The 13,025-nt window shown below is 33.2% G+C and carries 12 protein-coding genes and 1 pseudogene; 10 read left to right on the forward strand and 3 right to left on the reverse strand.

Translation table 11 applies throughout. The features are described from left to right. The first annotated feature begins 15 nt into the window (after positions 1–15). Positions 16–851 (forward strand): annotated as a pseudogene (locus tag FCN74_RS07085) (IS982 family transposase). A gap of 783 nt (positions 852–1,634) precedes the next feature. Here FCN74_RS07085 and FCN74_RS12065 read toward each other — a convergent pair. The 3 genes from FCN74_RS12065 to FCN74_RS07095 form a co-directional block, all read right to left on the reverse strand. Continuing rightward, positions 1,635–1,793, reverse strand: a complete 159-nt coding sequence (locus FCN74_RS12065) for a hypothetical protein (protein ID WP_171047131.1) — start codon at positions 1,791–1,793, stop codon at positions 1,635–1,637. After that, entirely contained in the window at positions 1,783–2,247 is a 465-nt protein-coding gene (locus tag FCN74_RS07090; protein ID WP_138931885.1) for a PIN domain-containing protein, read from the reverse strand. The genes FCN74_RS12065 and FCN74_RS07090 overlap by 11 nt, the downstream gene beginning before the upstream one ends. Before the next feature lie 199 nt (positions 2,248–2,446). Next, on the reverse strand, positions 2,447–2,782 hold the full coding sequence (locus tag FCN74_RS07095) for a DUF6150 family protein (RefSeq protein ID WP_138931886.1): 336 nt from the start codon (positions 2,780–2,782) through the stop codon (positions 2,447–2,449). Positions 2,783–3,228: 446 nt separating this feature from the next. Here FCN74_RS07095 and FCN74_RS07100 point away from each other — a divergent pair, with 446 nt between their 5' ends. From FCN74_RS07100 to FCN74_RS07145, 9 genes are all read left to right on the forward strand, one after another. Further along, positions 3,229–4,116 carry a sterol desaturase family protein gene (locus FCN74_RS07100; protein WP_138931887.1) on the forward strand — a complete coding sequence of 296 codons (888 nt, stop codon included), beginning with the start codon at positions 3,229–3,231 and terminating at the stop codon, positions 4,114–4,116. Between the two features lie 152 nt (positions 4,117–4,268). Continuing rightward, positions 4,269–4,847 carry a hypothetical protein gene (locus FCN74_RS07105; protein ID WP_138931888.1) on the forward strand — a complete coding sequence of 193 codons (579 nt, stop codon included), beginning with the start codon at positions 4,269–4,271 and terminating at the stop codon, positions 4,845–4,847. Next, entirely contained in the window at positions 4,834–5,322 is a 489-nt protein-coding gene (locus FCN74_RS07110) for an inorganic diphosphatase (protein WP_138931889.1), read from the forward strand. The genes FCN74_RS07105 and FCN74_RS07110 overlap by 14 nt, the downstream gene beginning before the upstream one ends. Before the next feature lie 125 nt (positions 5,323–5,447). After that, entirely contained in the window at positions 5,448–6,290 is an 843-nt protein-coding gene (locus tag FCN74_RS07120; RefSeq protein WP_138931891.1) for an alpha/beta hydrolase, read from the forward strand. Then, entirely contained in the window at positions 6,291–6,992 is a 702-nt protein-coding gene (locus FCN74_RS07125; protein WP_138931892.1) for a pseudouridine synthase, read from the forward strand. It begins immediately after the preceding gene. An 80-nt stretch (positions 6,993–7,072) separates the two neighbouring features. Continuing rightward, positions 7,073–7,927 (forward strand): lysophospholipid acyltransferase family protein, encoded by an 855-nt coding sequence (locus tag FCN74_RS07130; protein ID WP_138931893.1) that lies wholly within the window; start codon positions 7,073–7,075, stop codon positions 7,925–7,927. A 170-nt stretch (positions 7,928–8,097) separates the two neighbouring features. Next, the gene (locus FCN74_RS07135; RefSeq protein ID WP_138931894.1) at positions 8,098–8,961 is read left to right on the forward strand and encodes a class I SAM-dependent methyltransferase; all 864 of its coding nucleotides are present in this window, start codon (positions 8,098–8,100) and stop codon (positions 8,959–8,961) included. 132 nt (positions 8,962–9,093) lie between these two features. Beyond that, complete coding sequence (locus FCN74_RS07140) at positions 9,094–11,004, forward strand: DUF3857 domain-containing protein (protein WP_138931895.1); 1,911 nt, start codon at positions 9,094–9,096, stop codon at positions 11,002–11,004. Positions 11,005–11,027: 23 nt separating this feature from the next. Continuing rightward, positions 11,028–13,025: a DUF3857 domain-containing protein gene (locus FCN74_RS07145; RefSeq protein WP_138931896.1), complete on the forward strand. Its 1,998-nt coding sequence runs from the start codon at positions 11,028–11,030 to the stop codon at positions 13,023–13,025.

The following is a 13,025-nucleotide window of genomic DNA, read 5'->3' on the forward strand; positions in this document are numbered from 1 at the left end:
AGAATTTTGTAAGTATTGCAAAAAATATCAAAAGAACATTTATTACCTTATCTAAGGCGTAATCCAAAATTAAGTGACTTAGAATTAGTCAGCTTGTCGCTTACTTCTGAATATATGGGAATTGACAGTGAAAATGATTTGTTCAGAAAACTTCCTTTAAGCATCTCATCTAAAATTGAACGAAGTTTTATAATCGAAGACGTCGCAAACTGTCTGATTACATTGATACGATTCGATTAAAACTTGCATCAAGTTTTAATGAATTTGAAGATTATTTTGTGATAGACAGTATGCTTTTAGAATTCTGTAAACTATCTCGAAGTTATCGTTCTAAGATATGCAAAGAAGTACAATATGCGTATCCTGATAAAAGATATTGTGCATCTCAAGGTTCAACCTACTATGGCTATAAACTCCACGCAGTTTGTTCTATAAACGGCGTTTTTCAGAGCTTAGATTTAAGCCCAGCATCAGTACATGATATCAATTATTTGAAAGATATTAGAACCCAAATTAAAGATTGTACGCTTATCGCAGTCAGAGGTTATTTGTCAACACAAATACAGTTAAATCTTTTTGAAAGCTAAAATATAAAATTAAACACACCGATGAGAAAAAATCAGAAAAACTATAAAGAACAGCCTTATATATACAGAAAAAAAAGAAAAAGAATTGAAACTTTATTTTCACAGTTATGTGATCAGTTTATGATTAGACGCAACTATGCAAAATCTTTTAAAGGTTTCAAAACTAGAATAATATCTAAAATTACTTCGCTAACAATTATTCAATATATAAACAAATTCATTTTTAATAGAAATATAAATAACATTAAAATTAACATAGTTTAAAATGCACACGGGGTGACTTTTAATGTTTTAGTTATGCATATTTTGTGATTATTTTGAATTGATGCTGACAATTTTAATATAATGCTTTTTAAGGCAGATTATTTTTTTGAGTACGGTTTAATTGGTTTTACTCTGACGTTGGGAATTCACATGAATGACTATCAGATTATTCAAAAAAGCCCATTTAGTTACGTCTTACTTCAGGAAGTGTTGTTAAGTCAGTTTTTTTTTAATTTTCTACCAATGCTTTTATCCAAAAACTCAATAGTATGTCTAAGGCCTCTTTTTTAGAATTTAAGACTAACATAAATGCAATATAATATTTGTAATATTCATATCCAAATAACAGCAAAGTGAGTGATAAATCTGACTTAGTTTTTTTTCATTTTTCAACTGTGTTAGGTCAGTCAACTTCTTTCCATCATATTTCCACAAATTGCCTTTTCTGCGGCCAAACCACGTATTGCCACCTTTATCATCTTCAATAATGTCCGATATTTGGTTAGTACAAAGTCTATCATCTTCATTAAAATTAGAGAATTTTTCGCCATTAAATTTATAAAGTGCTTCGGTTGATGTCCCTAACCATAGGTCTCCATTATTGTCTATTAAATTGCTTGTAACAATATCAGCACTCGTATAAGCTTTAGGTTCTTTTAATTCAACCGTTTTCTGTTTTTGTCCGTCACAAGAAGAAAAAAAGTAATGTTGTTGTTGAAATTAAAAATTCATTATTAGTATTAAGTTTCAGCTCCCAAACCTCGCCATTGAAGATACATATTGTTAGGCACTGGGCTTTACGCGATTTGGTTTCATTCGTTGTTCTTTGAAAAACGCAACAACTTCTTCTTTAGACATTTTGGACAATTTAGCATCCAATTTGTCTTTGATATCACGAGCCATTTTTACAGCGTCAAATTTCTTTTTTGTTTTAGTTTCCATAATTCATTAAGTCTCTTGGTGAACGTATTTCCAATTGTTTATATCCATTTTTAATATTTATAGAATTGTAGCCACGTATACGTTCTATATTTACGATGTGCTTAAAATTCCAACTAATCAGCAAGTCAGCTTGATTGATTGTCGCAAGTGCGATATGTAAACAATCAGGGTAACTTGTTTTTCCAACAACATTTTCACTAATATATTCAGTTGCCAGTTCAACAGCGTCGTCAGTTTCTTCCACAAATTCGGTGTCTTCATTTTCAATCTTACGAACCAAATCACGAACTTTTTCAGGCGCAAATTCCAATTCAGTTTCAAGCATCGTTGAAAATATGATTTTGAATTCACCTTTCTTAATTCGCTCAAACAATGGTGTTGTGAATTCTTGAAATTCGTCATCAAAATATCCTCCGAAAACTGAAGTGTCCAAATATATTCGCTGTTTTTTCATATCACTAATTTACAAATTTTAGCGACATGTTCAATTTTAGCAGATATTTTTTTCAGCCTTGTGCCTAACGGTTAGTATATGAAAAGTAGGCGGTTTAGAAGCACTAGTCATTCGGTTAAGCACAAAATTTGATACGAGCCTAAACACCTGATTTCATTACTTTTTAGCCTATTTTTATATACATTGTTATGGGCTGGTTTTAATACATTAGATGTTTCTTTCCTTTTTTATTCCAACCTGCTTGATTTTCATATTCGACAAAATATATTTTCAAGTCCGCTTGATTTTCATATTTCACAAAGTAAATTTTCTTTTTTGCTTGATTCACATAATCTGTAAAAAACCATTTACCGTTATTGTCTCCTGTTTGGTTTTCGTATTTTACCTTGAAAACATTTAAATCTGCTTGATTTTCATATTTAACAACAAAAACTTTCACGTCTGCTTGATTTTCGTAGTCAACAGAGAAAACCTTTTGAGCAAATAATTTGCTATTTGAAGCTAAGGCAAAGGTTAATATCAAAATATATTTCATTATCATCTTAGTGTTTTTGATTATTATTTCAACTTATATAAACCACGTTTTACACGAATAAAATACTCTTGTATTTTCCATTACCAACAGCGTGTTTTGAAATAAAACTTGGACTGCTACTTAAAAAATGAAAGGCCGATGATTTGAAAGGTTCTTTAACTTTCCCATAACTAGTATACATTGTTAAAAATACACCAATTTTTTTGAAAACAATAATTTATATATACAAAAGCATAAAATACTCAAATACAATTACTTGCAAAATAAAAAAGAGAAAATTAATATTTCCAAACGTTTATAAGCAATTATAAGCATTTGTAATTGGTTATTAGTCTTCCCAGGATGATTATATTAAAATTAATTATTTCATAAGAACTTCAGTTTTTAATCTTAAATCTTAGCACAACCCTATTGATATTTATATTTTAGCACATTAAAATCTTATAATGAACGATCAACATCTAACCTTGCAGGAAATCCAAAACTACGACTTTACCACTATTATCTGGGTTGTCGCTCCGCTCATGTTCTTTTTTGTCGGTTTAGAGTATTTCCTCGGCAAAAAAAACAACCTCAACTTGTATTCTGGTAAAGATTTTTTGGCATCGCTTTCTATCGGTCTTGTCAATATTTTGCTCAATAGCTTAATGAAAGTGGGTGTTTTTATGGTATTTTTATTTTTTTATAACCTTTCGCCAATACATCTTCCCGTCACTTGGTGGTCATTTATCTTGTGCTTTTTTGCCCTGGATTTAATGCGGTATTGGGCGCATCGTATTGCACACGAACAACGCTTCTGGTGGTCAACACACGTCGTCCACCACTCTTCTGAGCATTACAATTTATCTGTATCATTCAGATTGTCATGGACGCAAAATTTAAAACTGGTCTTTTTTCTACCCGTCATATTAATGGGGTTTCACCCACTAGTGTTTTTAATTATTCATCAACTAGAAGTCCTCTATCAGTTTTGGCTACATACCGAATTAATCGGTAAATTGCCTAAACCTATCGAATACATTTTTACTACACCATCTCATCATAAAGTGCACCACTCCACCAACGAAAAATACATCGACAAAAACTACGGCTCTACCTTGATTATCTGGGATAGACTCTTTGGCACCTTTCAGGAATTGGACGAGGAAGAAAAACCAATCTACGGGATTACCAAACCTGTCAATTCTTATAATCCGGTTTATCTGGTATTTCACGAGTGGCTCAATGTTTTTAAAGATTTAACAAAGGCCAATTCCTTTAAAAAAGCTTGGGAAATCTTATTTGGGAGTCCGGTTGATAAGCACAAAGAAGAGCTTAAAGCACAAAACAATTGATCAAATTGTTTAATTTTAAGATAGACTTTTAGTAAACCTAAAACTTCTTCAATCTCGATGAAATTTTGTTGTTTAGTTTTATACCATTTTTAAAAGACTTACATTATTTTAAACTCAAATAAATCTATATTTTCGCATAAAAATATTAAACAATGAAATACGCTCCTTTTATAGTTCTAATCCTCATCATCTCAAGTTGTCAAAAAAGCACAGAGCATTTAATTGCCAAAAACCAATTAGGACCTTTAAATAATACAACTCAGGTTTTTGAAATCGAAACCCTTCTCGCATCAGATTCGGTGGTAAAAGTCAATGCTAAAAATGCCTACGGCAACATGATCAAATCTGCGATAGGTCAGGTGAAAGTGTATGACACATCTGGAAAGCAATTACTATCTATAAAACCTCATGGCACATTAGATTCTGTTGCAAAAATTAAAAGCATCCGTATTTTAACCGATAAGTACAAGACCAAAAATGGCATCAGCATAGGTTCAAATTTTGCCGAGGTCAAAAAACATCATGATGTCAGCCGTATTCAAAGTTCACCGCGATCTATCATCATCACTCTAGAAGATTTAAATGCTTTTGTGTCTTTCGACAGAAAAGTATTGTCTGGTGATTTGCGTTTTGATTTGGATGCTGATATTAAACCTACCATGATTCCAGACGATGCTAAAGTCAATAGGTTTTGGTTAAATTTTGAAGCCGTTAAAGATGCTAAACAATAAACTTCTGCCTCTTGTTGGGATTTTACTTTTAGCGTCCTGCAGTTCAAAAAGTATAAATTATGCACAATTAAACAGTTATGACATTAATGACAACTTGCAAGCTGTGGTTGAAATTCCCGTTGGAACCAACAATAAGATAGAATATAACCCTACAAATAATCGCTTTGAGCAAGATACTCTAAATGGTGGACCACGAGTCATTCAGTTTTTGAGCTATCCGGTAAATTATGGTTTCGTTCCTTCAACGTCAATGAGGACTCAAGGCAATGGTGATGGCGACCCTCTAGACATTTTAATATTAGGTAAAACTTTAAAAACCGGACAAATTATTGCCGTCAAACCCATTGGAATGCTCAGGATGAAAGACAATGGTGCTTTGGACAATAAGATATTGAGTGTTCCAACCGAAAGCAAGTACCAAACACTAGATATCAAAAGTTTTAAAGATTTATCTCAAAACCATTCTAAAATTTAAGAAATGCTAGCAGAGTGGTTTCAATATTACGACAAAACTGCATCAATAGAAATCCTAGGGTGGTTCGACGAAAGCTACGCACTGAAAGAAGTTGAAAAATGGCAATTTAAAACACAATAAACAAGATGGTTAAAAGCATCATCAAATCTTTTGTCCCAAAATTAATGGGATTTCGCTTAATGGCTTTATATAAAATAAAACCAAAAAAAGCCATTCACAAAGCTTTTTTATTGTTTTGTACACCTCGAGGTGGTTTTGTAAAAGCTCATCAAAAAGATTATCTCAAAGCACATCAGGCAGGAACCATACCCTATAAAAAAATAAACATTCAAACTTACCACTGGCCGGGTAAAGGACCTAAAATTTTGCTTTTACACGGTTGGGATAGTCATACCTTTCGCTGGAAAGGTTTAGTAAAGAAATTAAGGGCTTTAGACTATGATATTGTAGCATGCGATGCACCGGCACATGGTTATTCTGAAGGCAATATTCTCAATGTTCCCATTTACGATGAAGTTGTACAGCTCATGATAGACAAGTTTGACCCGTCTATACTAATAGGCCACAGTCTCGGAGCAATGACATGTGTCTATAACCAGCACAAGCAAAATAAGACTAATATCAATAAAATGGTTTTGCTGGGATCGCCCTCAAATATGGTACGTGTTATGAAAGGATTTCAAAAAATTTTAGGACTTAGCGACAACTTTATGTCGGTTACTGAAGACTATTTTGAATCGAGATACAGGTACCGGTTTAAGGAGTTTTCGATATCTTCATTTGCTCAAGATGTCAATATTCCAAGTCTTGTCATTCATGATAAATACGATAAAATTGTGCCATACAAAGAAGCTGTCGCTATCGATAAGGCCTTAAAAGAATCTGAACTTATCCTCACAGAAGGAGCAGGCCACTCTCTAAACACCAATTGTATTGAGGAAGAGGTCATTAAATTTTTAAAACACTAAATGGAATTTCCAATACGCATCAATAAATACTTGAGTCAGGTGGGTTTTTGTTCTCGTCGACAAGCCGATAAACTTTTACAAAACAACCGAATTTTGATTAATGACAAATTACCGGAATTAGGAACCAAAGTGTTAGAAAACGACGTAGTCAAAGTAGATGGAAAACCAGTCAAGCCCAAAGAAGATGACAAAGTCTATATGATTTTTAACAAGCCCAAAGGCATCGTTTGTACGACCGACTCGAGTGTAGAAAAAAACAATATTGTAGATTATATCAATTATCCTACACGCATCTACCCTGTCGGGCGTTTGGATAAAATGAGTGAAGGCTTAATATTTATGACCAACGACGGTAAAATTGTCAACAAAATTTTAAGAGCAAGACACCATCACGAGAAAGAATACCTGGTTAAAGTCAATAAACCGGTCACCAACACTTTTTTAAACCGAATGCAAAACGGCGTAGACATTTTGGATACCACTACTCGACCCTGTAAAACTTCAAAAGTAAATCAAAATACATTTAAAATTGTTTTAACTCAAGGACTCAACCGTCAGATACGACGTATGTGCGAAGCCTTAAATTACCGAGTAATTGCCCTAAAACGCATTAGAATTATGCATATAAAACTAGATGTTCCTGTAGGTCAGTACCGTATGTTTAGCCAAGAAGAATTGAAGGCATTGTACAAACAGATTTAGCCTTTCAACTTTTGATGCCAAATGATATCAAATACGTGTATCGCTCAAGGTTTAGTATATTTACACATTAATTTTACGCTATGGGGTTATTCAAACAAAATCCTTTTGGACATTATCTTATATTAAAAAAGTGGCTCATTCGAATCATGGGCGTTTTAACGCATAGGAGGTATTCAGGATTTAACCAACTTCAAATTGAAGGTTCAGAAATTATCAATACGCTTCCGGATAAAAACGTTTTGTTTGTCTCCAATCATCAAACCTATTTTGCTGATGTTGTAGCCATGTATCACGTGTTTAATGCCAGTTTAAGCGGTCGTGTAGACTCGATAAAAAATGTAGGCTATTTATGGAATCCAAAACTGAACATTTACTATGTTGCGGCTAGAGAAACCATGAAAGGCGGGTTTCTACCCAAACTTCTAGCCTACGCTGGCTCTGTAAGTATAGATAGAACTTGGCGTGCTGCCGGACAAGAAGTTAACCGAAAAGTAAAATTTAGCGATATCTCAAATATTGGGACGGCTTTAGAGGACGGTTGGGTCATTACGTTTCCACAAGGCACCACAAAACCATGGAAACCCATCAGAAAAGGAACGGCACATATCATTAAAAAATATAAACCCACGGTAATTCCCATTGTTATAGATGGTTTCAGACGTTCATTTGATAAAAAAGGAATTAATATCAAAAAACGAGGAATTTTACAATCTATGCAAATCAAAGAGCCATTAGATGTCGATTATGAAAACGATAGCGTTCAAGACATTGTAGAAAAAATTGAATACGCTATTGAACAGCATCCTTCATTTAAAAAAGTCATCACAGAAGAAGAACTCAAATTGCAAGAGGAACTTAATGAGCAAAGACGCTACAGTGCCAAAACCAAAAAGGACAAAGTAAAATCGAAGAATAAAACAATCAATAATGAATAATGAATTTATTATAATATCTTGTTAGTAACATAGGGTAATTTTTTTTTCATCAAACTTAATATTCATATTTACATCAAAAATTAGTTATTCTACCATCAACTTACAAACTTAAATCTTGTCCTGTTTGTTATTCTTCAAAAATTAAATTTTTTGATCAAAACGCTACTCAAATGCATCCTGTAAAGGAAAAATTCAATTTTGACCAATGTGAAAATTGTGATTATGTATTTCTGAACCCAAGAGTTGAAGAAAAAGAACTTCACCGCTATTACACACCCTATTATTTGCCTTACAGAGGTGCTGAAGTTTGGGGAAAATACAAATCGATCGTTGCTAAAAGTCAGCACAACCAAGATTTAAAAAAGCTTAGATGTGTAACTGATAATGCCCAAATCAGCAAAAAATCCTTAATCCTTGATATAGGCTGCGGAAAACCAAGTTTTTTAAAAGCCTGTCACGATAAATTAAGCTGCCAGACCATGGGTATCGATTTTAACGATAGTGGATGGGCAAATCAAGAAGCAATTTACCAAAACATCGATTTAAAAATTGGTGAAATCTCAGATTTATCAAATCAGCTCAAACCGGATGTGATAACGATGTGGCATTATCTGGAACACGATTACAAGCCTGAAAAGCACCTAAAACATCTAAGGTCCATTTCAAAACCCGAAACCAGACTGATTATTGAGGTCCCCAACTTTGATTCTGTATCTCGACAAAAGTTCGGTAAAGATTGGGCAGGATGGCACACGCCAAGACATATCTCATTGTTTTCGCCCAATAATATTAAACTCTTACTGCAAAATAGTGGCTGGAAAACAGATGATATCCTTTGCCATGGCACTATGGATCCATATCTTTTATTCTGGATGAGCAAAATGCAAGCTAAGAATATCGATTGGAGTAAAAACATGGAAGACGAATTTTTGAATTTTCTCTGGGGTAAGTTTAAGTTTTTACCTCAACAACTCAAAGAAAAACAAAAGTCTTTAGGCATCATGACTGTTATTGCTTATCCCGATCAGTCTTAATAGCCATACACCACAAATCCCTTAAATGAAAATATATTGAGGATGTAAATTGTATGAATCATAATAATTAACATTTCTTATTTTCTTAAAAAAATCTAAATGTTTAATTTTATATTTTTAAATTTTTAGTTTTTGAAAAACCGTATTTTACTCATTTTGCCCTTATTTCTTTTTCAACTAAGCATCGGGCAATCAACAACTTACCAGTCCTTACTTTTAGACAAAAAGTATTCTAAAAATGCCAATTCTTGTATCAGGCATTATTCCACACACATCAATATAGAAGCTCAGGACAAGATGTATGTAGAACATACACAGATTATCACGGTCTTCAACAAAAGTGGAGACAGGGATATCGATGCCTTTTTACATTATGATGACAATGTAAAGGTTAAAAATATAGAGGCAAAAATTTATGATACATATGGTAACGAAATCAAAAAAATTAAAAAAAGAGATTTCAGAGATGTGAGCGCTGTTGATGGTGGGACTTTATACAGTGATAATCGTGTATATTTTTTAGATTACACCCCTTTAAATTACCCTTACACCGTAGAGTTCACCTATAGAATTAAAACTTCCAACACCGCATTTATTAGGCCTTGGCGACCTGTGAGAAATTATTATCAAAGTATTGAATTCAGTGAGTTTGTCATAGAAAACCATACCGATGCGAAGCTTCGTTACAAAACATTTAATTTCGATTTTCTCAAAGGTCTAAAAGTAAACGACTCAGAAAATCACATCAGCTGCAAAGCCAACGCTATTGAAGCCATCAAAAAAGAAAATTATAGTCCAAGTTTAAATTCTTTTTCGCCTAAAGTTAATTTTGCATTATCCAAATTTAATTTGGAAGGCGTTTCAGGTACAGCAAGTAATTGGGATGAAATGGGAAAATGGCAGTACGAAAAATTAATCAAAGGTCGTGATAGGGTGACTAAAAAAACCAAGCAAGAAATCTTAAACCTAACTCAAGGTGTAGATGACCCTCTAGAAAAGGTTAAAATTGTTTACCAATATGTACAAGATCATACAAGATATATCAGTGTTCAAGTTGGTATAGGCGGCTGGCAACCCATAGATGCTGAAACTGTAGATAAAGTAAAGTACGGCGACTGCAAAGGTTTGACTAATTATACCAAAGCACTTTTAAAAATTGTAGGTGTAGATGCCAAATACAGCGTTGTTTTTGCCGGTACAGAAAAAATTGACATAGATGAAGATTTTGCATCTATACAAGGGAACCATGTGATTTTAAACGTGCCCTTAGACAATCAAGATTTATGGCTAGAATGCACGAGTCAAGATATTCCTTTTGGTTTTTTAGGCACCCATACCGATGACCGTAAAGTCTTGGTAATAGATGAGAACGGCGGTCAAATAAAAAGCACAGACAGCTACTACGCCAAAGATAATTTTCAAAATATTACAGCTGATATCAAGCTTAACAAAAGTGGTAGCCTAGAAGCAGAATTTAGTATCATATCAGAGGGCACACAATTCAATAGAAAATATAGACTTGCCGGTAAACCTGATCATGAAATTATCAAATATTATAAATCTTATTACTCTCATCTCAAACAATTAGAGATAAAATCATTTCAGTTTGCCCAAGATGATGAAAAGGTTGAATTCGTTGAAACGCTAAAACTCACAGCTGGAAAGTACTGTTCAAAATTTGGTAATCGGTTTATGTTTAAGCCAAATGTTTTAAATCAAAGCATTGGCATTCCTGATAAATACGATAATAGAAAAACTCCTTTTGTGATTAGTCGTGGTTTTTTTGATAAAGACCAACTTACATTTAACTTCCCGGAAGGTATGCAAATAGAATCTATGCCAAAACCTATTAAAATCGAGACAAAGTTTGGAGCATATACCGCTGAGGTTTCTCAAGATGAAACCGGGAAAATGATCTACAAGCGCAGTATGCTTTTAAAACAGGGTAAATTTTCTAATGAAGACTATAATGCATTCAGAGAATTTATGAAGTCTGTTCATAAAGCGGATAATTCTAAAATAATTTTAGTTGATAAAACATAAATCTATCCCATAAATATTACACTATGAGACTTTCAATCTTAAGTTTACTTTTACTTTTTTGCCTAAATATTCATGCACAAGACTATAAGTTTAAAGATGTCACTAAAGCCGAATTAGAGGAAAAATTTCATCCCAAGGACTCTACAGCACCGGCAGCTGTGCTTTATGAAAAAGGCTATCTTACTATGATGTACGATGATGGTTGGAAGTATAAGCTGGAAGTCAAAAAACGGGTTAAAATTTATAATTCAGAGGGTTATGATTATGCTACAGTTGAATTACCTTATTATTATAGCGATAATACCTCAAGTCGAGAAAATATCATGAAGGTAAAAGCTTACGTTTACAATCTTGAAGGCAACAAAATAAAAGATGATAAGATAAGAAAAAGAGATATTATAGATGAAGAAGTAACAGAACTTAGGAATAAGGTAAAATTTACATTCCCCAACATCAAACCGGGATCGGTCATAGAATATACCTATATACATACTTCTCCGCATATTGACGATTTTCCTGAATGGTCTTTTCAAGACGAAATTCCGGTGAATCATTCGGTGTACGAACTCGTTATTCCGGAATATTTCGGATACAACGAACGTTCAAAAGGTTTTCATACTATCAAAAGAAATACGGAAAACACTTTAATTGATTTTCGTTTTAGACAAGATGCAAACTATAGATCCAAAACCGGTACCTCAAGAATAAAAGCTGTAAAGTACACTTATGAATGTCATAATATACCAAAACTTAAAGATGAACCATTTGTTAATAACCACAGTAATTTCTTGACGTCTATAGGTCATGAGCTATCTTTTTTTAGAAATCCATCTAACAATGACATAAAAGAATTTACAACCAACTGGCAAAAAGCAAGCATAATGTTGCAAAAATCTGATTCTTTTGGAAAAGAGCTTGACAATACCCGTTATTTTGAAGACGATATTAATGCGATATTAAGTCAATCTAACACCGCAGATGAAAAAATATATAATATTTTCAATTTTGTCAAAAACCAAATGACTTGGAATAATTATGTCGGTATTTATTGTTCAGACAAATTAAAGCGGGCTTATAAAGAACGTACCGGAAGTATAGCAGACATCAATCTTATGTTGACATCTATGCTCAGATACGCAGGGTTTGAAGCGTATCCGGTTTTGGTAAGCACAATAGACAACGGGATTCCAAGTCCCACTGTATCTACAGAAGACTACAACTACATCATTTCTGCTATAGAATTTAAAAATAATCAGATTTTACTTCTGGATGCTTCAAACCCATTTACGGCTCCAAATCTTTTACCCACTAGGTGCTTGAATTGGCATGGAAGATTGATAAGACCCGACGGGACTTCCAAGAGAATATCTCTCAACCCCAAAAGTTTGTCTAAAGATAACTTTATTATGACACTTAAAATCAATGAGACCGGAAAACTAGAAGGTCAAATGAGACGTCAATATACCAATCAATATGCCTATCAATATCGTGTGAAGTATAGCGCTGTAGATCAAGAAGATTATGTTGATAAACTTCAAAACTTACTCAAGGTAACTATAAACGACTACAACATCCAAAATATCTCAAGCTTATCAAAACCAGTTGTAGAAACCCTATCTTTTGAATCAGAAGATGCAGTTGATAACATCAATGATAACATTTATATTTCTCCGTTATTGTTTTTGGCACAATCTGAAAATCCATTTAAGCAAGATCAAATGGAACGAAAATTGCCCATCAATTTCACATTTCCTAAATCCAATAAATATATGATAAATATTGATGTACCCGAGGCTTATACAATAGATTATATACCAAAAGCTCAAGCCTTTAAGCTTCCTAATGATAAAGGGTACTACAGTTTTAACATCAAAGAGTCTCCAACAGGTGATTTGCAAATTGTAGTAAAAAAAGAACTCAAAGAATCTATACTGAGTCACGATTACTATCAAGTTTTAAAAGATTTTTATAAAACTATTGTCAATTTAGAAACAGACAAAATTGTTCTTGTAAAACAATAA

The sequence above is a fragment of the Mesohalobacter halotolerans genome, assembly GCF_006120725.1.
Classification (GTDB): domain Bacteria; phylum Bacteroidota; class Bacteroidia; order Flavobacteriales; family Flavobacteriaceae; genus Psychroflexus; species Psychroflexus halotolerans.